The sequence below is a fragment of the Geodermatophilus sp. TF02-6 genome (assembly GCF_003319115.1).
Classification (GTDB): Bacteria; Actinomycetota; Actinomycetes; order Mycobacteriales; family Geodermatophilaceae; genus Geodermatophilus.
In genome coordinates this window covers 16324-38023 of the sequence record NZ_QOHF01000027.1, presented here as the reverse complement: position 1 = coordinate 38023, position 21700 = coordinate 16324, and the positions used below count along the sequence as shown (strand labels likewise).

Annotated in this window: 20 protein-coding genes; 5 read left to right on the top strand and 15 right to left on the bottom strand. The window is 75.0% G+C overall.

The window, feature by feature from the left end:
• Nucleotides 1-6: 6 nt before the first annotated feature.
• Both DQ238_RS19740 and DQ238_RS19735 read right to left on the bottom strand, forming a co-directional pair.
• A complete protein-coding gene (locus tag DQ238_RS19740) occupies nt 7-891 on the bottom strand; it encodes a universal stress protein (RefSeq protein WP_113782947.1) in 885 nt (294 codons plus the stop codon).
• 47 nt (nt 892-938) lie between these two features.
• Nucleotides 939-1409: a pyridoxamine 5'-phosphate oxidase family protein gene (locus DQ238_RS19735; protein WP_158550857.1), complete on the bottom strand. Its 471-nt coding sequence runs from the start codon at nt 1407-1409 to the stop codon at nt 939-941.
• A 130-nt stretch (nt 1410-1539) separates the two neighbouring features.
• Here DQ238_RS19735 and DQ238_RS19730 point away from each other — a divergent pair, with 130 nt between their 5' ends.
• The gene (locus tag DQ238_RS19730; RefSeq protein WP_147263144.1) at nt 1540-2550 is read left to right on the top strand and encodes a nitroreductase; all 1011 of its coding nucleotides are present in this window, start codon (nt 1540-1542) and stop codon (nt 2548-2550) included.
• A 150-nt stretch (nt 2551-2700) separates the two neighbouring features.
• Here the strand turns inward: DQ238_RS19730 and DQ238_RS19725 are convergent, their stop codons facing one another.
• From DQ238_RS19725 to DQ238_RS23950, 4 genes are all read right to left on the bottom strand, one after another.
• Complete coding sequence (locus DQ238_RS19725; protein WP_113782944.1) at nt 2701-3501, bottom strand: DUF998 domain-containing protein; 801 nt, start codon at nt 3499-3501, stop codon at nt 2701-2703.
• Nucleotides 3489-3947 carry a hypothetical protein gene (locus tag DQ238_RS22925; RefSeq protein WP_158550855.1) on the bottom strand — a complete coding sequence of 153 codons (459 nt, stop codon included), beginning with the start codon at nt 3945-3947 and terminating at the stop codon, nt 3489-3491. The genes DQ238_RS19725 and DQ238_RS22925 overlap by 13 nt, the downstream gene beginning before the upstream one ends.
• Nucleotides 3948-4133: 186 nt before the next feature.
• The gene (locus tag DQ238_RS19715) at nt 4134-4334 is read right to left on the bottom strand and encodes a hypothetical protein (protein WP_113782942.1); all 201 of its coding nucleotides are present in this window, start codon (nt 4332-4334) and stop codon (nt 4134-4136) included.
• Between the two features lie 72 nt (nt 4335-4406).
• A complete protein-coding gene (locus DQ238_RS23950; protein WP_233496121.1) occupies nt 4407-4571 on the bottom strand; it encodes a hypothetical protein in 165 nt (54 codons plus the stop codon).
• 307 nt (nt 4572-4878) lie between these two features.
• On the opposite strand from DQ238_RS23950, the gene DQ238_RS19705 reads away from it, so the two are divergent.
• Nucleotides 4879-6687, top strand: coding sequence for an ExeM/NucH family extracellular endonuclease (locus tag DQ238_RS19705; protein ID WP_113782941.1), 1809 nt, complete (start codon nt 4879-4881; stop codon nt 6685-6687).
• A gap of 5 nt (nt 6688-6692) precedes the next feature.
• On the opposite strand, the gene malQ is transcribed toward DQ238_RS19705, so the two are convergent.
• Both malQ and DQ238_RS19695 read right to left on the bottom strand, forming a co-directional pair.
• Nucleotides 6693-8546 (bottom strand): 4-alpha-glucanotransferase, encoded by a 1854-nt coding sequence (gene malQ / locus DQ238_RS19700; RefSeq protein WP_113782940.1) that lies wholly within the window; start codon nt 8544-8546, stop codon nt 6693-6695.
• 311 nt (nt 8547-8857) lie between these two features.
• Nucleotides 8858-10276 (bottom strand): cation:dicarboxylate symporter family transporter, encoded by a 1419-nt coding sequence (locus DQ238_RS19695; protein WP_113782965.1) that lies wholly within the window; start codon nt 10274-10276, stop codon nt 8858-8860.
• 171 nt (nt 10277-10447) lie between these two features.
• Here DQ238_RS19695 and DQ238_RS19690 point away from each other — a divergent pair, with 171 nt between their 5' ends.
• A complete protein-coding gene (locus DQ238_RS19690; RefSeq protein WP_113782939.1) occupies nt 10448-12076 on the top strand; it encodes a sensor histidine kinase in 1629 nt (542 codons plus the stop codon).
• Complete coding sequence (locus DQ238_RS19685) at nt 12073-12759, top strand: response regulator (protein WP_113782938.1); 687 nt, start codon at nt 12073-12075, stop codon at nt 12757-12759. The genes DQ238_RS19690 and DQ238_RS19685 overlap by 4 nt, the downstream gene beginning before the upstream one ends.
• Nucleotides 12760-12916: 157 nt before the next feature.
• Here DQ238_RS19685 and DQ238_RS19680 read toward each other — a convergent pair whose 3' ends face one another.
• The 7 genes from DQ238_RS19680 to DQ238_RS19650 form a co-directional block, all read right to left on the bottom strand.
• Complete coding sequence (locus tag DQ238_RS19680) at nt 12917-14212, bottom strand: multidrug effflux MFS transporter (protein ID WP_113782937.1); 1296 nt, start codon at nt 14210-14212, stop codon at nt 12917-12919.
• Nucleotides 14213-14338: 126 nt separating this feature from the next.
• On the bottom strand, nt 14339-14965 hold the full coding sequence (locus DQ238_RS19675; RefSeq protein WP_113782964.1) for an LUD domain-containing protein: 627 nt from the start codon (nt 14963-14965) through the stop codon (nt 14339-14341).
• Nucleotides 14962-16479, bottom strand: coding sequence for a LutB/LldF family L-lactate oxidation iron-sulfur protein (locus DQ238_RS19670; RefSeq protein ID WP_199506470.1), 1518 nt, complete (start codon nt 16477-16479; stop codon nt 14962-14964). The genes DQ238_RS19675 and DQ238_RS19670 overlap by 4 nt, the downstream gene beginning before the upstream one ends.
• On the bottom strand, nt 16476-17276 hold the full coding sequence (locus DQ238_RS19665) for a (Fe-S)-binding protein (RefSeq protein WP_113782936.1): 801 nt from the start codon (nt 17274-17276) through the stop codon (nt 16476-16478). The genes DQ238_RS19670 and DQ238_RS19665 overlap by 4 nt, the downstream gene beginning before the upstream one ends.
• Entirely contained in the window at nt 17273-18316 is a 1044-nt protein-coding gene (locus DQ238_RS19660) for a LacI family DNA-binding transcriptional regulator (protein ID WP_199506469.1), read from the bottom strand. The genes DQ238_RS19665 and DQ238_RS19660 overlap by 4 nt, the downstream gene beginning before the upstream one ends.
• Before the next feature lie 124 nt (nt 18317-18440).
• Nucleotides 18441-19757, bottom strand: coding sequence for an MFS transporter (locus DQ238_RS19655; RefSeq protein ID WP_113782935.1), 1317 nt, complete (start codon nt 19755-19757; stop codon nt 18441-18443).
• Between the two features lie 110 nt (nt 19758-19867).
• Entirely contained in the window at nt 19868-20188 is a 321-nt protein-coding gene (locus DQ238_RS19650) for an L-rhamnose mutarotase (RefSeq protein ID WP_233496120.1), read from the bottom strand.
• Between the two features lie 346 nt (nt 20189-20534).
• Here DQ238_RS19650 and rhaI point away from each other — a divergent pair, with 346 nt between their 5' ends.
• A complete protein-coding gene (gene rhaI / locus DQ238_RS19645) occupies nt 20535-21698 on the top strand; it encodes an L-rhamnose isomerase (protein ID WP_113782933.1) in 1164 nt (387 codons plus the stop codon).
• Nucleotides 21699-21700: the final 2 nt, after the last annotated feature.

The window sequence follows — 21700 nt, the reverse complement described above, 5'->3', positions numbered from 1 at the left end:
TCCGGCTCAGGCGGCGCCAGGCCGGCTCCCGGGCACGACGAGCACCGGCCGGTGGGCGCAGTGCAGCAGCGCCCGGGAGACGTGCCCGACCAGCAGCTCCCGGCTGGCCGACCGCCCGCGGTTGCCCACGGCGACCACCCCCGCGCCGCGCTGGGCGGCGATCTCGGCCAGGGTCGCCGCGGTGGCCCGCGCGCTGCCGGGGCGGCCGGAGCAGGGCACGGTGATCAGCTCGGCGCCGTCGGGAGCCGTCGGCCCGGGGCCGTCGTCCGGCTCGGCGACGGCGACCAGCAGCCGCTCGCGGCCGGGGAACAGCGCGGCGGCCGCGGCGACCGCCCGGTCGGCGCCGGCCGAGCCGTCGGTGCCGACCACGACCGGCCCCGAGGCGGCCGCCGACCACTCGGCCGTGGTGAGCGGGTGCGGCACCACGAGCACCGGCACCGGGCTGACCTGCACCACCAGCTCCGAGACGCTGCCCAGCGTGGCCCGCACCCCGCCCAGCCCGCGCGAGCCCACGACCACCAGGTCGGCGCCCTGCTCCTGCGCGGTCCGCGCGAACTGGTAGCCGTCGCCGCCGAAGGTCCGCTCGACCAGCGGCTCGGCCTCCCAGCCGGCGGCACGGGCCAGCTTCACGCCGTTGCCGGTCAGCCGCTCGGCCTCCGCGCGGCCCTCGGTCTCCAGCAGCTCGCCCAGCGCCTCCAGACCGGCGGCCCGACCGGCCAGCCGCTGCCGCAGCTCCGGGGAGGTGAACGGCGGCTCCCACAGGTGCAGGACCGACGCGCGCGCCGACGGCACCAGCAGGGCGGCCGCCTCGATCGCGTTGACGGCGCTCGGGGAGCCGTCGTAGCCGACCAGCACGCGCAGGGTCCGGACGGCGGTGTCAGGGGCGCTCATGCCCGCATTCTCCCCGCCGTGATCAAGGCCGGGTGCGGGGCGTCCCGTCAGAGGTAGGCGCGGGGGTCGACCGCGGGCGGCAGCTCGCCGGTCACGATCCGCCGTCCGGAGATCTCGTGGGGGATCAGCCGCAGCCAGTGGCCGGTGTCGCCCGGGGCCCACGGCTCGACGCCGGTGGCGTGGGTGCGCGCGACCAGCTCCGCCCGGTGCTCCTCGCCGACCTCCTCGGCCTGGCCGCGCACCAGGACGCTCCACCCGCTGCGGGTGCGCCGGTCGATCTCGTCGACCTCGAAGCTGACGTTGGCGTGCACCGCGGCCGTCAGCTTGGTACCCGGCCGGGTGCGGATGACGATCGTGCTGCCGTCCAGGCCGAAGTTGACCGGGAAGATGAGCGGGTGGTGCTCGGCGTTCACCCCGAGCCGCCCGATCTCCTGCGTGGCCAGCAGCCGGTAGCACTCCTCGGGCGGGATCTCCTCCAGCGACGCGTCGGCGCTGGGATCCCGGGCGGCGTCGGTCATGCCCCCATCTTCACCGCGCGGATCCCGGGTCGGCAGGCCGCACGCCCCGTGCGCCCACGGCGTCCCATGGGGTAGGCAGGAGTCGGCTCCCCGCACGGGGGCGGCCCCGGGAGGTGCGGAGGTGCGCCAGATGGACGAGCAGCGCTGGACCGAGGTGGTCGCGGCCGCCATCCGGGCGCCGTCGATCCACAACACGCAGCCCTGGCGGTTCACCGCGTCGGGCGACCGGCTGGAGGTGCACTACGACCGCGGGCGCGCGCTGCCGGTGCTCGACCGCACCGGCCGCCAGCAGGTGATCAGCTGCGGCGTCGCCGTCGAGTTCGCCGTCGTCGCGCTGTGCGCGGCCGGGTTCGAGGCGGAGGTGGAGCTGCTGCCCAGTCCGGCCGACGCCGACCACCTGGCCACGGTGCGCGCCGGGGCCGCGCGCGAGGTGTCCGCCGAGGACGCCGCCTCGGCCGAGGCCATCGGCCGGCGGCACACCGACCGGGCACCGTTCCTGCCCCGCGCGGTCCCCGACGAGGTGGTCGACCGGCTGCAGACCACCGCGGACCGGCTCGGCGTCTGGCTCAAGCCGATCACCGAGTCCGAGGAGCAGGTCGCCACCGCCTTCCTCATCTCCCGCGCCGAGGAGATGGAGCGCAGCGACCCGGAGTACCTCGCCGAGCTGCAGAGCTGGCTGCGCACCGACCCGGCCGCGGTGGACGGCGTCCCCGTGGTGGCCGTCCCGGACGAGGACCCGGCCACCCGGCCCTCCAACTGGCTGATCCGCGACTTCGTCGCCGGCAGCCGGGAGCCGCACGCCTTTTTACCGGCGGGCGACCCGGACGCGCCGCCGCCGGCGGTGGAGCGGCCCACGGTCGTCATGCTCGGCACCGAGAGCGACGACCGGACGGCGTGGCTGCTGGGCGGCCGCGCGCTGGGCCGGCTGCTGCTGGAGGCCACGATCGAGGGGCTGGTGGCCTCGCCGCTCACCCAGGCGCTGGACTGGCCGGCCACCCGCACCCGGATGCGCACCCGGCTGTCGCTGGTCGGCTACCCGCAGATGCTGCTGCGGATGGGCTACCCGTCGACGCAGGGCGGCTCCCACTCCGGGCGGCGCCCGGTGAGCGACGTGCTGCACTTCGAGCCGGCGGCCGGCTGAGGAAGGACCACCCTTCTCCGAGTGGTGGGGGGCAGGGGTGGCCCCGTCCCGGGTCCCGCCGCGAGCCTGCGAGGGGTGGGGAGGACGGGCGGCCCCCTTGCAGGGTCCCGCCGCGAGCCTGCGAGTGGTGGGGGGCAAGGGGGTCCTTCCTCAGTCGCGGCGCGGCGCCCAGGGGTCCTCGGGGTCGAAGTCGTCGTCCGGCTCGGCCGCCTCCGCGGGCCGGCCGCGGGCCGCCTCGGCCCGGCCCGCGGCCGCCTCCAGCGCCGCGTCCCGCTCCCGGGCGCGCTCGGCCCGGGCGGCCCGCTCCTGTGCCCGCAGCTCCCGCCGCGACGGCCGGCCGGCGGACGACGCCGGGCTCCGGGCCAACCACCACAGGGCGGCGCCGGCGAGCGCCAGCCCGACGGGGATGGGGTAGGCCGCGGCGCGCTCGGTGCCGCCCGTGCCGAGGAAGCCGGTGATCCCGGCGACGAAGAAGACCGTCATCGCCGTGCCGACGACCCCGAGCAGGGCCAGCGTCGTCCCCAGCGCCTCCGACCGCGGCCGGACGGCGTAGGCCAGGGCCATCAGCCCGAACCCGCCGCCGAGCAGGTGCAGCCCGGCGCCGGCCTCGTGCAGGGCCGCCGACCCGTCCGACGGGAACAGCCCGACGAGCACCACCCCGACGGCGGCCGCGGCGAGGAAGGCCGGCGCCAGCCGGCCGCCGAGGCCGGTCAGCGCCGGGCGCAGCAGGAGCACGCCGGCGCCGATGAGCAGCCCCTGCGCCACGAACGAGGCGTTCATCAGCGCGTGCGCCGGGGAGGCGGTGGTGCCCAGCGCGCTGATCACCTCGGCGGTGCGGGAGTAGGCGCCGTCTGTCTGCAGCTGGGCGATCGTCTCCACGACGAAGAACTGCAGGGTCAGCAGCCAGGCGAGCGCACCCCAGCGGTACCGGGAGGGAGTCACGCAGGCCATGGTCCCAGCGCGGCGACCGGAGTCGGCTCCGCGGCGGGCAGGTGGGCCAGGACGGCGGCGAACTGGCCCGCCGACAGCCAGGACGGGTTGCTGCCGGCGGGCATCCGCAGCACCTCGGCGTCCCGGGCGGCGGGGTCGGCCAGCAGGTCGGCGCGCGGGACGGGGGAGGGCAGCGGGGTGAGCCGGACGGCGACGACCGGGCCGTCCCGGCGTTCCTCGACGTCGTCGGCGAGCTCGCCGAGGGCGTGCACGCCCGGTGCGGTGCGGCCGCTGACCCAGAGCAGGCAGGGCTGGCCCGGGCGCATCAGCCCCAGCCGGTAGGAGCGGCGCACGCAGCGGGTCATCACGCGCGGCTCCCCGGCCGCCCAGCCGGCCTCGATCCGGGACGGGGGGCGGGTCGACTTGAGCACCCAGCAGGCGACGTCCCCCGGTGAGAGACGGGTCATCGGCTCCTCCCCACCGAGGACGGTCAGCGGTTCGGCGGTGCCCGGGACGGCACGTGGCCGCGGTGTTGGTTCCTGGGAGCGGGGGGCTGGAGGCTCCCCTGAGCAGGAACGGGGGTCTGGGGCTCTACGTCGCTGGGGGACGGCACGTGGCCGCGGTGTCGGCCGGGAGGCCGACGATGTCACCGCTCAGTCGGTGGCCGAGTGGAGGTCGGCGCCGGCGGGGTCGGCGTCGTCGGAGCCGACCACCTGCCGCTCCTGCTCGGTGCGGTGCTGCAGCCAGTCGTCGTCGGGTCGCGGGTCGGTCTTGCCGTGCTCCTGCCGGTCGCGCGGCGCGTTCTCGGTGGGCGTCATGACGTCGTCGAGGGTGGGGCGGTCGGGTTCGCTCATCGCAGGTCTCCGCTCGGTCGGGGTGTCCGTCGCCGGCAGCCATAGCCATCCGGGGACGTCGGTAACCCGTGCTCAGCGCTGCTCGAGGAGGGCGGCGGGCACCCATGCCTCCACGAGCACCGTCCCGTGCGGACCGGCGACGGCGTAGGTCACCCGGCCGTGCCAGCCGCCCTCGCTCTGCCGCCACTCGACGAGCAGCCCCGGCCACACGCCGGGTGCGCCGGGCGGGTCGTGCACCCAGCAGTGCCGTCCCCGACCCTCGACGTGGCGCTCCGGGGTCGTGGGCGGCAGGGGTGCCCGCGGCGCCGGGTCCGGCCCGCTCGGTGTGCCCGCGCCCGACACCGCCGCCCGCTCGCCGAGAGACCGACCCGACCGCCCCGGGTGCATGCCGCCAGCCACCGGGGAAGTGTCGCACGAGGTCGAACGCCTGTTCGACCTCGCTGCGGGCGCCGGCGGGTCACCGGATGGCCACGGTTCGTCGATGCACTGGTCACCGAGGGCGACTAGCGTGCGGGCTGTACCACCGGCCCCCGGGGAGGTCCCCGTGCTGCTCCGCCGCGGCGACGGCACCGGCCGTCGCGCCACCCTCGGCCTCACCGCCGCCGTCCTGGCCGTGGTCGGCCTCCCCGCGCCCGCCTCGGCAGAACCCGACGCCTGCGCGACGGTGCCGACGCGGGAGATCGGCCAGGTGCAGGGCGCCGGTGCCACGACGCCGCTGATCGGTCAGCAGGTCACGGTCCGCGGCGTCGTGGTCGGCGACCTCCCCGGTCTCTCCGGCTTCTACCTGCAGGACGCCGACGGTGACGGCGACCCGGCCACCTCCGACGGGGTCTTCGTGCACAGCCCGGTCGCGGTCGACCTCGGCGACGTGGTCGCGGTCAGCGGCCAGGTGCAGGAGTTCGGCGGCCAGACCCAGGTCGACTCCGGCACCGGCGTCGCGGTCTGCGCCGACGGCTCGGCCGCCGACCTCCCGGCGCCCGCCGTCCTCGACCTGCCGGCCGACGACGCCGCCCGCGAGCGGCTCGAGGGCGTGCTGGTCACCCCGGCCGCCCCCCTCACCGTCAGCGACGTGCACGACCTCACCAGCTACGGCGAGCTGACCCTCGCCGCGGGCGGGGTTCTCCTGCAGCCGACCGACGCGGCCCGCCCGGGGCCGGACGCGCAGGCCGTCGCCGCGGACAACGCACTGCGCGGCGTCGTCCTCGACGACGGCGTCAGCGCCCGGACCAGCACCACGGACCGGCCCTACCTCACCCCTGACACCCCGGTGCGGGTCGGGGACCGGCTGCGCTTCACCGAGCCCCTGGTCCTCGGGTACGGCTTCGGCGCGTGGCGGCTGCAGCCGGCCGACGGCACGGCCGCGGGCGTCTTCGCGCCGCAGGACACCCGCCCGTCCGCCCCGGAGGACGTCGGCGGGGACCTGCGGCTGGGCACCTTCAACGTGCTCAACTACTTCCTCACCCGCACCGGCCCCGACGCCCGCGGTGCCCGCACCGAGGCCGAGTTCGAGGAGCAGGCGGCCAAGGTCGTCGCGGCGGTCACGGCCCTGGACGCCGACGTGGTCACCCTGCTGGAGGTCGAGGACACCGACACGACCGGCTTCTCGCCCGGCGACGCCGACCGGGCCCTGGCCGACCTGGTGCGGCGGTTGAACGGGGCGGCGGACGCCGAGGTGTGGCGCTACGTCTCGCTGCCGGCCGAGCTCTACGGCGTCGAGCGGGACGTCATCCGCAACGCGATCGTCTACCGCGCCGACGTCGTCGCACCGGTCGGCGAGCCGGTCGGGGTGGTGGACGAGACGGTCTGGGCCAACGCCCGCGAGCCAATCGCGCAGACCTTCGCCGAGGACGGCGACACCCTCACCGTGGTGGCCAACCACTTCAAGTCCAAGGGCTCCGCCGACGGCGCCACCGGCGACAACGCCGACGCCGGGGACGGGCAGGGCGCGTGGAACGGCGACCGGGTCCGCCAGGCGCGGTCGCTGGCCGCGTTCGTCGACCGGCTGCGTGCCGACACCGGCGACCCCGACGTGATCGCGATGGGCGACCTCAACGCCTACAGCCAGGAGGACCCGGTCGCGGCCCTGCGCGAGGCCGGCCTGACCGACCTCGGCGCGCAGTTCGACCCGGGGCGCTCCAGCTACGTCTTCGACGGGCTGTCCGGCTCGCTCGACCACGCCCTGGCCACCGCCGAGCTGACCGCGGAGGTCACCGGCGTCGCGCACTGGAACGTCAACTCGGTCGAGTCGGTGGCCTACCAGTACACCGGCGACCCGGCCCTGTACGCGCCGGACCCGTACCGCTCCAGCGACCACGACCCGCTGGTGGTCGGGGTCGACCTGGACCAGCGCTGACGTCGTCAGGAGCCGGTGGCCTCCTGCGCGTCGCCGCGCACCCCCGCGGCGAGGGTGCCGGCGACCGCCTGCAGCAGCGGGTGACCGGGGAGGTCCTCGACCGGGACCGGCAGCGGCAGCGACCAGTTGGGCCGGTCGGTGGTGCCGGGCACGTTGGGCCGGCGGCGCTCGCCGACGGCGTCCTCCAGGGTGGCCGACAGCAGCAGCGACGGCGCCCGGGCCAGCAGCTCGTGGGCCCGCCGCACCGCCGTCTCCGGCCTGGCGTTGCGGCGCAGGCCCGGCAGGCGGGCCAGCAGCGACCTCCGGCCGCGCTCGAGCTCCTCGTCGGTGCCGGTGCCGTGCTCGCGCTGCTCCTCGAGGTCCGCGCCGCTCCACAGCCCGGCCACGGTGGGCAGGTCGTGGGTGGTGATCGCGGCCATCGCCTCGACCGGCCACCGCGCGGGCTCGTCCTCCTCGAACCACAGCAGCCGGTAGCCGAGGATGCCGTGCTCGGCCATCGCCTCGCGGACGCCTTCCTCGACGGTGCCGAGGTCCTCGCCGACGACGACGGCCTGCGCCCGGGAGCTCTCCAGCGCGACGATGTCGAGCAGGTCCTCGGCCGGGTAGCGCACGTAGGCGCCGTCGGCCGCGCTGCTGCCGGCCGGCACCCACCACAGCCGGAACAGGCCCATGACGTGGTCGATGCGCAGGCCCCCGGCGCCGGCCATCGTGGCCCGGATGGACTCGATGAACGGCTCGTAGCCGGCCTCGCGCAGCCGCCACGGGACCAGCGGGGGCGAGCCCCAGTCCTGCCCCTGGGAGTTGAACGCGTCCGGCGGTGCGCCCACCGTGGCGCCGTCGGCCAGCACGCCCTGCCAGGTCCACGCGTCGGCGCCGCCGCCGGCCACGCCGATCGGCAGGTCCTGGATGACGGTCATGCCCTCGGTGGCCCGCTCCAGCTGCAGGTACAGGGCCCACTGCAGCCAGGCGTGGAAGGCGACGTCGCGCTCGTGCCCGGCGACGAAGTCCCCGACCGCGCCGCTGCGCGGGTCGCGCAGCTCCTCGGGCCAGGTGTGCCAGTCGGGGCCGTGCACGTCGGCCAGGGCGCACCAGGTCGCCCAGTCCTGCAGCGGCTGGCCCTGGTGCCACCACCAGTCGGGGAAGGCGGGGTCGTCCCGGCCGGTGGCGTCGAAGACGCGGCGCAGCACCTCCCGCTTGCGCGCCCAGATCGCGTCGCGGTCGACGAGCTCGCCCTCCGACAGCCCGCGGCCGGCGTCCTCCTCGAGGTCAACGGCGCCGGCGCCGGGCACCTCGGGCACGCGCAGGTAGAGCGGATTGCGGAAGCGTCGGGTCGCCGGCAGGTAGGGGCTGGCCTCCTGCTGCGGCGTCGGCGCGACCGCGTGCAGCGGGTTGATCAGCACGAACCCGGCGCCCTGGCCGGCCGCCATCTCCCGGACGGCGCGCAGGTCGGCGAGGTCGCCGATGCCCCAGCTGCCGCGGCTGCGGGTGGCGTACAGCTGCACCGTCCAGCCCCAGGTGCGCTCGTCGGGCAGCCAGCACCGGCCGGGGGAGACGATCAGCCGCCGGCGCGGGCCCCCGGGCACCTGCAGCCAGTGGTAGCCCAGCGGGAAGTCCTCGGCCAGCTCGCCGTCGACGTGCCGGGTGGAGCCGTCCTCGAGGGTCACCTCCGCCTCGTCCACCTCCAGCACGTCGCCGGGCCGGGCCACGATCGGGGCACGGTCCTCGAGGTCGGCCGGAGGTGTGCCGATCACCTCGCGGAGGCGGTCGATCGTCGCCCGGGCGACCTGGTGTTCCTCGTCGAAGGCGTCGAGCCAGGTGGCGTCGATGCCCCAGTCGTCGGTGGTGGGGGTGCGCGTCACGCCTCCGATACTCCCCAGCCCGTCCCCGGCCCACACGGCAGGCTGCGCGTGGTGCCGCTCTCGCTCGTGACCCTCCAGCGGCTGGAGGGTGCACCGTCGTCTGACCCTCCAGCGGCTGGAGGGTGCACCGTCGTCGGCATGAGCGAGGACGGGGTGCTCACCATCGGGCAGCTCGCCGGCTGTCGATCATGGGGTTGTCGCGGGCGGTCGTGGCGTGTCGTGCCGTGTCGCCGGCAACAACCCCATGATCAACGACGGAGGGGTGTCCGGCCCTCGATCGGGCCGGGCACCCCGGGTCGCGGACGACGCGGTCAGCGCAGCGACGACTCCGCCAGCCTGCGCGTCGCGGCCTCGGCGTCCCGCTGCCCCGGCCCGGCGTTGCTCCCGGAGGCCGGGAGGTCGTCGCCGTGGTCGTCGATCATCCGGGACTCGTCGAAGGGGCTGCGACCCGACAGCGCCGCGGACATCTGGTCGCGGTCGATCTCCCTGGTCCAGGTGGCGATCAGCACGGTGGCGACCGCGTTGCCCGCGAAGTTGGTCACCGCCCGCGCCTCGGACATGAACCGGTCGATGCCGACGATCAGCCCGACGCCGTCCAGCAGCTCCGGCCGGTGCGCCGAGAGCCCGCCGGCCAGCGTGGCCAGGCCCGCGCCGGTGACACCGGCGGCGCCCTTCGAGGCGATGATCATGAACAGCAGCAGGCCGATCTGCTCGCCGACCGACAGCGGGTCGCCCAGCGCCTCGGCGATGAACAACGAGGCCATCGTCAGGTAGATGGCGGTGCCGTCGAGGTTGAACGAGTACCCGGTCGGGACGACGATCCCGGCGACCGGCTGGCTGACGCCGGCGTGCTCCATCTTGGCGATCAGCCGGGGCAGCGCGGTCTCCGACGACGAGGTGGAGACGATCAGCAGGAACTCGCGGCCCAGGTACTTGAGCAGCGCGAAGACGTTCACGCCGGCGATCAGCCGCAGCAGCAGCCCCAGGACGACGACCACGAACAGCAGGCAGGTGGCGTAGAAGCCCAGCATGATCACCGCGAGGCTCTTCAGGGCGTCGACCCCGGTCTCGCCGACCACTGCGGCGATCGCGCCGAACGCGCCGATCGGCGCTGCCCACATGATCATCGCGAGGATGCGGAACACCAGCTTCTGGAAGTGCCCGATGCCGCGCAGGATCGGTTCGCCGGCGCGGCCCATGGCCTGGATGGCGAAGCCGGTGAGCAGGGCGACCACCAGTGCCTGCAGCACCGAGCCGTCGGTCAGCGCCGACACCAGCGTGGTCGGGATCAGGCCGAGGACGAAGTCGGTCGTCCCGCCGCCCTGCTCTGCCTCGCCGGCCAGGTCGGCACCCGCGCCGCGCAGCTCGTCGGACAGCGCCAGCCCGTCGCCGGGGTGCAGGACGTTGCCCACGACCAGGCCGATCGCCAGGGCGACGGTCGACATGAGCAGGAAGTAGCCGAGCGCGAGCCCACCGATCCGGCCGACCTTGGCCGCCTGCCGGATGGCGCCGATGCCCAGCACGATCGTGCAGAAGATGACCGGCGCGATCAGCATCTTGATCAGCGCCACGAACGCCGTGCCGAGCCACTTGAGCTCGACGGCGAACTCGGGGAAGGCGAAGCCCACCGCGATGCCGGCGAGCACCGCGCCGATGACGGCGAGGTACAGCCAGTGGGTGCGGTCCCGCCGCTTGGTGGCGGTCGGCTCGACGGCGGTGCCTGACGCCATGCGGAGCTCCTGGAGGTCGGCCGGTGGCGCGGGCGCCTCCGGGGTGGGTTGGGTCGTCGCCGGCACGGGCGGCGAGGACCACGGTGCGGCGTGGCGTGACCGAGGTCACGCATGTGTTCATTGCGTTCACGGGGCACGGCGACCGACGGCGCGCGCGGCACACTCGCGGTCGTGACCGGAGCCGCTTGGCGCACGCCCCGCCGCCGCGGCGACGTGAGCCTGGCCCGGCGCCTGCTGCTCCTGCAGGCGCTGGTGGTGACCGTCGTCGTGCTGACCTCGACGGTCGTGGCCTACCTCGACGCCCGCCAGGCCGTCCGGGACAAGGCCGCGGAGGAGGCCACCGCCATCGTGGAGAGCCTGGCCGACTCGCCGCTGGTCCTCGACGCGGTCACCGGCCCCGACCCCACCGCCGTCCTGCAGCCCTACGTCGAGCAGGTCCGCGCCGACACCGGGACGTCGTTCATCACCGTCCTCGCCCCCGACCGGACCCGCTACACCCACCCCGACCCCGCCCAGATCGGCCGGCCGTTCCGCGGCACCATCGCGCCCGCCCTCGCCGGGCGGACCTTCACCGAGACCTACACCGGCACCCTCGGCCCCTCGGTGCGGGCGACCGGCCCGGTGGTCGACGCCGGCGGGCGCGTCGTCGCCCTGGTGTCCGCGGGCGTCACCGTGGCCGCGATCGGGCAGGACCTCGCCGCCGCCGTCCCCGGCATCGTGGGTACGGCGCTGGTCACCCTCGCCGTCGGCACCCTGGGCAGCTGGGCGCTGTCCCGGCGGTTGCGCCGGCAGACCCACGGCCTGTCCCCGGGTCAGCTCGCGCGGATGGTCGACTACCACCACGCCGTCCTGCACGCCGTCCGCGAGGGCCTGCTGCTGGTGGACGGCGAGCAGCGGGTGCAGCTGGTCAACGACGAGGCCCGGCGGCTGCTGGGGCTCGACGGCGACCCCACCGGCCGGCACGTCGCCGAGCTCGGCCTGCCCCCGGAGCTCACCGCGGTTCTCGCCCAGCAGCGCACCGCCGTCGACGAGGTGCACGTGACCGGCAGCCGCGTGCTCGTGGTCAGCCAGGCACCACCCCGGCCGGGCGGCCGCTCCGCCGGCACCGTGGTCACCCTGCGCGACTCCACCGAGCTGCGGGTGCTCACCGGCGAGCTGGCCAGCGTGCGGTCCTTCGCCGAGTCGCTGCGGGCGCAGGCGCACGAGGCGGCCAACCGGCTGCACACCACCGTCTCCCTCGTCGAGCTCGGCCGCACCCAGGAGGCGATCGAGTTCGCCACCGCCCAGCTCGCCTCGGCCCAGCGGCTCACCGACCGGGTGGTCGACGCGGTCGGTGACCCGGTGCTGTCCGCGCTGCTGCTCGGCAAGGCGGCGACCGCGCACGAGCGCGGGGTGCTGCTCGAGATCGACCCGGCCACCGCGGTCGGGGAGACCGGCCTGCCCGGCGGGGACCTGGTGACCGTCGTGGGCAACCTGCTGGACAACGCCATCGACGCCGCTCTGGCCGGCGACCCGCCGCGGGAGGTGCAGTTCGCCGCGGAGGTCGCCGACGGGTGGCTGCACATCCGGGTGGAGGACACCGGGCCGGGCGTGCGGGAGGAGGACCTGCCGCGGCTGTTCGAGCGCGGCTGGAGCACCAAGGAGACCGGCGCGCCCGCCGGGCTCGGCCGCGGTCTCGGCCTCGCCCTCGCCGCCCAGGCGGTGCGCCGGCACGGCGGCACGATCACCGTCCGCCCCGGCCCGGGCGCGCGGTTCGTCGTCTCCCTGCCGCTGCCGGTCCACGCGGGAGCGGCGCGGTGACCTCCGCCCCGGTGGTCCAGGTCCTCGTCGTCGAGGACGAGCCGGTCGCCGCCGAGGCCCACCGCGCCTACGTCGACCGGACGCCGGGCTTCGCCACCGCCGCCGTCGCCGCCACCGGCGCCCAGGCCCTCGACGCGCTGGCCCGGCTGCCGGTCGACCTCGTGCTGCTCGACGTGAACCTGCCCGACACCTCCGGCCTCGAGCTGTGCCGGCGCATCCGCGCCGCGGGCGCGCAGGTCGACGTCCTCGCCGTGACCTCGGCGCGGGAGCTGGCCACCGTGCGGGCCGCGGCCGCTCTCGGCGTCGTCGGCTACCTGCTCAAGCCGTTCACCTACCCGGCCCTGCGCGACCGGCTGGCCGGCTACGCCGAGTACCGCGCGCGGCTGCGCGCCGGCGGGGACGCCGCCGGTCAGGACGACGTCGACCGGGTGCTCGGCGGGGTGCGGCCGAGCCGGCCGGCGCCGCTGCCCAAGGGCATGGGCCGGGAGACCCTGGACGCCGTCGTCGCGGCCCTGCGGGCCGCCGGCGGTGGGTTGTCGGCCGCCGAGACCGCCGAGTTGATCGGCGCCTCCCGGATCACCGCCCGCCGCTACCTGGAGTACCTCGCCGACACCGGCCTGGTCGCCCGGGCGCCCCGCTACGGCGGCACCGGCCGCCCCGAGCTGGAGTACCGCTGGCGCTGACCGGCGCGCAGCTCGTCGTGGCCGACCGTGGGCACGGATCGGCAGGACCTCGCGGCAGCCCTGCCCATCACCGCCCACGGTCGGCCCCGTCCCGGGTCGTCGGTCCCGGATGGTCGGTCCTCGTGGGCAGGGCCGCCGTCCGCGCCGGCCCGGCGGCTCAGATGGCGGTGGACTCCTGCGGCTCGGCCAGCCGCCAGGGACGCACCACGCCGACCAGCACGGCGATCGCCAGGACCAGCGCCCCCACGACGACGGTGCCCATGGCCACGGCGTCGTTGCCGAGCAGCCCGACCAGCGGGGCCACGGCCGCGCCGACCCCGAACTGGACGGCGCCCAGCAGCGCCGCCGCCGCGCCCGCCGCCTCCCCGTGCCGGGAGAGGGCCAGGGCGGGCGCGTTCGGCAGTGCCAGCCCGCAGCAGGAGAGGACCGCCCACAGCGGGACGGCGACGGCGAACACCCCGCCGGTGCCGGTGGCGGCGAGCCCGACCAGGACCGCGCCCGCGAGCGCACCGGCTCCCGTCGCGGCGACCAGGACCTGCGCCGGCGACCAGCGGCGCAGGACCACCGGGTTGAGCTGGGTGGCGGCGATCAGCCAGAAGGCCCCGGCGCCGAACAGCAGCCCGAACTGCTGCTCGTCCAGGCCGAACTGCTGCTGGTAGACGAAGGAGGACCCCGAGACGTAGCTGAACAGGCCGGCCATCGTCAGCCCGGCGACCAGGACGAGCCCGACGTAGGTCCGGTCCCGCAGCAACTCCCGGTAGGTCCGCAGCGTCCCGGCCACGCCGCTGTGCTCCCGGCGTTCCGGCGGCAACGTCTCGCGCAGCGCGACCGCGCCGACGGCGAGCAGCACCAGGCCGTAGACCGCGAGCGCGACGAAGATGCCGCGCCACGACGTGACCCGCAGGAGTTCCCCGCCGATCGTCGGCGCCAGCACCGGTGCGGCGCCGAGGACGAGGAACAGCCGGGAGAGCACGGTGGCCGCCGCCCGGCCGCTGTACAGGTCGCGGACGACGGCCATCGCGATGACCGCACCGGCGGCACTGCCCATCCCCTGCAGGACGCGGAGCACCCCCAGGACGCCGACGTCCGGCGCGACGAGGACCAGCAGGGAGGCCAGCACGTACAGCGCGGTCCCGGCCAGCAGGGGCCGACGCCGACCCAGGGCGTCGGACAGCGGCCCGAGCACCAGCTGGCCGAGTCCCAGGCCGACCAGCGTGCCGGTGAGGGTCAGCTGCACGGCGGCCGAGGTCGTGCCCAGCTCCTCGGTGATGGTCGGCAGCGCCGGCAGGTACATGTCGATGGTGAACGCCCCGACGGCCACGAAGGCGCCGAGGACGAGGACGAGCGATGTCCGGTTCGGGGCTGTCCGGTTCGGGGCAGCGGGGCGTTCCTCCGGGGGCGGAGGCGCCGGGGCGGGCACCTGGGGTGCGGCACGGTCCTGCGCGGTGGTCACGGGTGTCCTCACGGCTCGACGGCGGGAAAGGGACCCCTGCCCCCCACCACTCGCACGCTCGCGGTGGGACCCTGCAGGGGGCCGGAGCCTCGGGACGGGGCCGTGGGGGGCAGAGGGGTGCTCTCTTCAGGCGACGAGGACGACCACCAGGGTGCGCGGGCCGTGCACGCCCTCGACGCGGTCGAGCTCGATGTCGCTGGTCGCCGAGGGACCGCTGATCATGGTCAGCGGTGCGGTCGGGTCCAGCCGGGCCAGCGCCTCGGGGACGCCGCCGACGACCTCCCCCGCCTCGACGACGCACACCAGGCAGTCGGGCAGCAGCGACACCGCCCGCCGCCCGGTGCGCGGGGACCCGTCGAGCACCAGCGTGCCGGTCTCGGCGATCGCCACCGCGACCCCGGTGACGGTGGCGGCGAAGTCGGCGAGTCGCACGGCCGGCCGTGCGTCGTCCTCGCTCACCCCGTCCGGGCGCCAGCCCTCCGGCACGCCCGGGGTGACGACGACGGAGGCCGGGGTCCAGCCGGAGCCGAGCCCGGCGTCCAGCGCGGCGGCCACCGTCGCGGCGACGTCGTCCGGACCGCAGCGCAGGACCTGCGCCTTGTAGTCCTCCAGCCGGTCGGTGAGGACGTCGAGCAGCGACTCCGTCGGCCGGTCGTCGGTGACCCGGTAGTCCCGGGGCACCTCGGGTGCCCGACGCTCGGACCCCAGGGCGGTGCGGATGCGCTCCAGCACCTCCTCGCGGGCGCCGCTCATCGCCGGTGCTCCCGCGCCCACTGCTGGGTGAAGGTCTCCCGCGGCGGGGCGGGAAGGTCGCGGCTGCGCGTCCACTTCGACGCCGGCGGCGGCAGGACGGCGGGCAGCGTCGGCTTCCCCCGGGCGAGGAACCGGCCGAGGGTCGCGGCGCGTTGCGCGAGGTGCCACAGCCGCGGGTGCGACATCGCCGTCGCGAGGGCCGTGAAGGCCGCTCCCTCGGGGGTGGTCTTCTCCTGGGCCTCGACGTGCTCGGCGCGCAGGTGCACCAGGATCGAGGGGATGTCGATGGCCACCGGACAGGCGTCGTAGCAGGCCCCGCACAGCGACGAGGCGTACGGCAGCGAGGCGTTGTCCTCCACGCCGGTCAGCTGCGGGGAGAGGACGGCGCCGATCGGCCCGGGGTAGACCGAGCCGTAGGCGTGCCCGCCGGCGCGCTCGTAGACCGGGCAGACGTTGAGGCAGGCCGAGCAGCGGATGCAGTGCAGCGCCTCGCGGCCCACCTCGTCGGCGAGCACCGCCGTCCGCCCGTTGTCCAGCAGCACCAGGTGGAACTCCTGCGGGCCGTCGCCGGGGGTGACGCCGGTCCACATCGAGGTGTAGGGGTTCATCCGCTCGCCGGTGGAGGAGCGCGGCAGCAGCTGCAGGAACACCTCGAGGTCGCGCCAGGTGGGCACCAGCTTCTCGATGCCCATGACGGTGATCAGCGTCTGCGGCAGGGTCAGGCACATCCGGCCGTTGCCCTCGGACTCGACGACGGCGAGGGTGCCGGTCTCGGCGACGGCGAAGTTGGCGCCGCTGATCGCCACCTTCGCCCGCAGGAACCGCTCGCGCAGGTGCGCGCGGGCCGCCATCGCCAGCCGGCGCGGCTCGTCGGTGAGGTCGGGGTCGACCTGCGGCATGGTGCGCAGGAAGATCTCGCGGATCTCGGCCCGGTTCTTGTGGATCGCCGGCACCAGGATGTGGCTGGGCGCGTCGTCACCCAGCTGGACGATCAGCTCGGCGAGGTCGGTCTCGTGCGCGGTGATGCCGGCGGCCTCGAGCGCCTCGTTCAGGCCGATCTCCTGGGTGGCCATCGACTTGACCTTGACCACCTCGTCGCTGCCGGTGGCCTGCACCAGCCGGGTGACGATCTCGTTGGCCTCGGCCGCGTCGCGGGCCCAGTGCACCGTGCCGCCGCGCTCGCCGACCCGGCGCTCGAGCTCGACCAGGTGCTCGTCGAGCCGGGCCATGGTGGCGGTCTTCAGCGCCTTGCCGGCCTGGCGCAGGGCCTCCCAGTCGGGCACCTCGCCGACGACCGCGGCCCGCTTCTTGCGGATGGTCGTGGTGGCGTGGCCGAGGTTGGCCCGCAGCTGGCCGTCGCGCAGCGCGTCGCGGGCGGCGTCCGGGAAGGGCCGCTCGCCGCGCAGGTGGCCGACGCCGCGGGGCGCGGTGGGCAGGCCGAGGAAGGTCGTCCCGGACCGGGGTGCGCCCGGGGCCAGGGGGGTGGGGTCGGTGCGCTCGGGTGCGGTGGTCATGCCGGCACCGCCGGTCGGGTGGCCTGGTGGGGGCTCACGGCGTCCGTCGGGGTGGTGGGGTGGGCGGACTGCTCCGTCGAGGCGAGGATCTCGGCCAGGTGCACCGTCCGCGTCCCCGAGCGCAGCCGGGAGAGCCCACCGCCGATGTGCATGAGGCAGGAGGCGTCGCCGGCGGTGCACACCTCGGCGTGCGTGGAGAGCACGTTGGCCATCTTGTCGGTCAGCATCGCCGTCGAGGTGTCGGCGTTCTTCACCGAGAACGTGCCGCCGAAGCCGCAGCAGGACTCGGCGCCGGGCAGCTCGACCAGCTCCAGCCCGCGGACGGCGCGCAGCAGCGTGAGCGGCCGGTCGCCGACCCGCAGCAGCCGCAGGGAGTGGCAGGTCGGGTGGTAGGTGACCCGGTGCGGGTAGTAGGCGCCGACGTCGGTGACCCCGAGGACGTCGACCAGGAACTGGGACAGCTCGTAGGTGCGCTCAGCGAGCGCCTCGGCCTCGTCGGCCAGCGCGGTCTCCCCGGCCCGGCGGGCCACCGTCGCCTGCTGGTGGTGGATCGAGGCCACGCACGACCCGGACGGCGACACCACGACCTCCGCACCGGCGAAGGCGCGGACGTGGTTGGCGACGATCGGCACCGCCTCGCGCCGGTAGCCGGTGTTGACGTGCATCTGCCCGCAGCAGGCCTGCCCCTGCGGGACGACGACCTCGTGCCCCAGCCGCTCCAGCAACCTCGCCGTCGCCATCGCGACCTGCGGCGCCACCGTGTCCACCAGGCAGGTGGCGAAGAGCGCGACCCTCACCGCATCCCCTCCCGGTCCGCCGCGACGCCATCGGCGGTGTCGCGGCGGACCATGCTCGACTCGCGCACCACGAGCTCGGGTGCGAAGACCAGCTGCTCGTGGCGGTGTCCCTCCCCGGACTCTGCCAGCAACAGCTCCGCCGCGCGCCGTCCGAGCTCCTGCCGGGGTTTGCGCACCGAGCTCAGCGGAACGGCGGCCGCGGCGGCGAAGTCGATGTCGTCGTAGCCGACGATCGCGAACTCCTCCGGTACCCGCACCCGCTGGCGCACCATCTCCTGCAGCACACCCAGGGCGAGCAGGTCGTTGGCGCAGACCGCCGCCGTGGGGCGGCGGGCCGCCGGGATGCCGATGACCCGCCCGGCCGCGTCGCGCCCGCCGGCCACGGTGAGCTCCTCCGGCGAGAGCACGGTCAGCTCGGCGTCCGGGCACTCCCGCACCGCGCCGGTCACCCCGGCGGAGCGCTCCTGCACCTGCGGCAGGTCGGAGTGTCCGCCGACGAAGGCGATCCGGCGGTGCCCGCGCTCCAGCAGGTGCTCGGCGGCCAGCCGGCCCCCGAGGACGTCGTCGACGGCGACGGCGCACTGGTCGGGACCGGGCGCGCGCCGGTCGAGCAGCACGACCGGGATGCCGCGGGCCCGCAGCGCCGCCAGGTCCGGTGACGGGTGCGCGGTCGGGGTGATGAGCACGCCCTGGACCCGTTGCTCGGCCAGCACGGCCAGGTGCGCGGCCTCCTTGTCCGGCCGGTCGTCGGTGTTGCACAGGATGAGCGCCAGGCCGGCGGCGTTGACGACGTCCTCCACCCCGCGGGCGACGTCGGTGAAGAACGGGTTGGCGATGTCGAGCACCACCAGGCCCACGGTGCGGCTGGACCCGGCGCGCAGCTGGCGGGCGGACTCGTTGCGCACGAACCCCAGCTCGGCGATCACCGCGCGGACCCTGCTGCGGGTGGCCGCACCGACCAGGTCGGGCCGGTTGAGCACGTTGCTCACCGTGCCGACCGACACCCCGGCGTGCCGGGCGACGTCCTTGATGCTGGCCACCCTCTGCGCTCTCCCCCCACCGGCGTCTGGGCCCTGCCCCGCGCGGCCGCCGGGGACGCCCTCCAGTGTCGCCGACCCGGGTGCCCGCCGGCCGCGGCCGGCGGGCACCCGGGTCGGCGGGTGGTCAGACCCGCCGGCCGGCGCCGACCGCGACCTGCGCGGAGACCGGCTCGCCGTAGCGCTCCACCTCGATCTGGTGCAGCGACTTGCCGCGGGTCTGCGGGGTCCAGATGGTCCCCACCAGCAGCGCCACCAGCAGCAGCCCGATGCACAGGGTGCCGACGAAGGGCACACCCTGCTGGGCCAGCAGCGTGGGGAACCAGTAGGACAGGCCCCCGACCGCGATGCGGGCGGCGAAGAACAGCACGCCCTGCGCGCTGGCCCGGTAGGGGGTGGCGAACAGCTCGCTGGTCCACAGGGCGTAGAACGCCTGGGCGCCGATGCCGGCCGAGACGCCCCAGCAGACGGCGTAGCCCAGCAGCGCCGGCAGGGAGCCGCCGCCGTAGACGAGGAACAGCCAGCCGACGATGCCCAGCGCCGCACCGAGGAAGTAGAAGACCCGCTGGTTCACGCGGTCGGCGTAGCGCATGAAGCCGAAGTAGGTGGCCAGCACGGTGCACGTCCAGACCAGCACCTGCAGCAGGTTCTGCTCCGTGGCGCTCTCCACGCCGGCGGTCTCGTAGACGCGCGGCATGAAGATGCCGGCCTGCCCGGCGACGAGGTTCCAGAAGCCGTAGACGCCGAAGAGCACCAGCAGGGCCTTGACGTTCACCGGGCGGGACAGCAGCTCCCGCAGGCCGCGGCGCGGCGTGGGGGTGCCGCCGCCGGAGAAGTCCGCGTCGCGCTCCTGCTTCCACAGCGCCGACTCCGACAGCCCCTGCCGGATGTACCAGACGACGAAGGCGACGACGAACAGGTGCAGGAAGATGATCCGGCTGCCCAGCAGGCCCAGCGGGCCGAGGAGAACGGCCAACAGGAACCCGATCACCGGCCCCAGCGACCAGGCCAGCTGGGCGGTGCCCACGTGCTTGGCGCGCTGACCGGGCGGTGCCTCCTCGGCGATGTAGGTCCACGAGGCCGGCACGCCGGCGCCCACGGCGATGCCGGTGAGCACGAACGCCACCAGCAGCATCCAGAAGGAGGCGGCGAACGCGGCCAGCAGCACGCCGACCATGTAGACGACCAGGTCGTAGGTGTAGATGAACTTGCGGCCGTACCGGTCGCACATCGGCCCGCCGATCGCCGCACCGATGGCGGCGCCGAAGGCGTTGGCCGAGAAGGCGGCCAGCAACCCGACGGCGAGGTTGCTGATGTTGAGGTAGTCCTGCCACAGGCTGAGGCTGGTGGCGATCGCGATGATCGATCCCGCCTCGATGTAGTTGGACATGGCGACGGAGATCGTCGCCTTCCAACCCCTCGTCTCCTTGGCTCCGATGCGCATGGTGGTCGCTGCCTTTCTGGGCGTTCCTGGGTGTTCCTGGGCGTTCGGGGCGGGGGAGGGGCCGGGCGGACGCCGGCGCCGACACCTCCCCGCCGGGCGGTCGGTGGCAGTCAGGCCAGGTGGAAGTACCGGGTCAGCCGCTCCATCTGCTGGTCGGGGCGGGCCCCGGCGACGAAGAAGCGGCTCATGCGGGCCTGCCAGCGGGAGTTGACGTCCTCGGCGTCCATGCCGGCCACCGCGGCGGCGAAGTCGTCGGTCTCGACGAACCCGACCACCAGGCCGTCCTCGGGACGGAGGAAGAGCGAGTAGTCCCGCCAGCCGTGCCGGGACAGCGCCTCGAGCATCTCCGGCCACACGTCGCGGTGTGCCTCGAGGTACTCGTCGACGAGCTCCGGCCGCAGGTGCATGAGGAAACAGACCCGGTCGGCCACGTGCCACCTCCGTCGGTGTCCCGGTCGGCTCAGCCTGATTATGAACCGTTTCATCTCGTGACGACCGCCACTGTGGCATGCCGCACGTCGGGCGCGCAAGACCCCGGATCCGGCGGAGCGGGGCGACCACGTGCGCACAGGGAGTGAGCGCATGAGGATCGCGCAGCTCCGGGAGAGAAGACTGCCGAGCGCCACGGCTGTGACCTGCCTGTTCCGCGGCTGCTCCGGAAGACCGTTGACGTGACCGAGGACACGCTCTACCGTCCATAGCCGCAATTGATTCGTTTCAGAGGGTCGATCGGTGAGCCGAGCAGGACCGTCCCCTCCCGGACCGAGGAGATCGACGATGACCCCAGCCGCCGCACTCGTCGCGCTGGCCGACCAGACCATCGAGCTGCCCTCCTGGGCGTTCGGCAACTCCGGCACCCGGTTCAAGGTGTTCGGCCAGCCCGGGGTCGCCCGCGACCCGTTCGAGAAGCTCGAAGACGCAGCGATGGTGCACCGCTACACCGGCGTCACCCCCGCGGTCTCGCTGCACATCCCGTGGGACCTCGTCGACGACTACGGCAAGCTCGCCGCGCACGCCGCCGACTCAGGCGTCCGGATCGGCACGATCAACTCCAACCTCTTCCAGGACGACGAGTACCGGCTCGGCTCGCTCACCCACGCCGACCCCGCCGTCCGGCGCAGGGCGGTCGAGCACCACGCGCAGTGCATCGAGGTGATGCGCCAGACCGGCTCGACCGACCTGAAGATCTGGCTGCCCGACGGCACCAACTACCCGGGTCAGGACGACCTGCGCGCCCGCCAGGACCGACTGGCCGACTCGCTCCAGCAGGTCTACGCGATGCTCGACCCGGACATGCGGATCCTGCTCGAGTACAAGTTCTTCGAGCCGTACTTCTACGCGATGGACATCCCCGACTGGGGCACCTCGCTGGTGCACTGCCTGGCGCTCGGGGAGCAGGCGCAGGTGGTGCTCGACACCGGCCACCACGCGCCGGGCACCAACATCGAGTTCATCGTCGTGCAGCTGCTGCGGGTGGGCCGGCTGGGCGCCTTCGACTTCAACTCGCGCAACTACGCCGACGACGACCTCATCGTCGGCTCGGCCGACCCGTTCCAGCTGTTCCGGATCATGAACGAGATCGTCGCCGCCGACGCGCTGCGCCCGGACTCCGGCGTCAACTTCATGCTCGACCAGTGCCACAACATCGAGCCGAAGATCCCGGGCCAGATCCGCTCGGTGGTGAACGTGCAGGAGGCCACGGCGAAGGCGCTCCTCGTGGACCGCGACGCGCTGGCCGAGGCCCAGACCGCCGGCGACGTGCTCGGCGCCCACGGCGTGCTGATGGACGCCTACTCGACCGACGTCCGGCCCCTGCTGGCCGAGCTGCGCGAGTCGAAGGGCCTCGACCCCGACCCGTACGCCGCCTACGCCCGCTCCGGCCACCAGGAGCGCATCGCCCGCGAGCGCGTCGGCGGCCAGCAGGCCAGCTGGGGCGCCTGAAG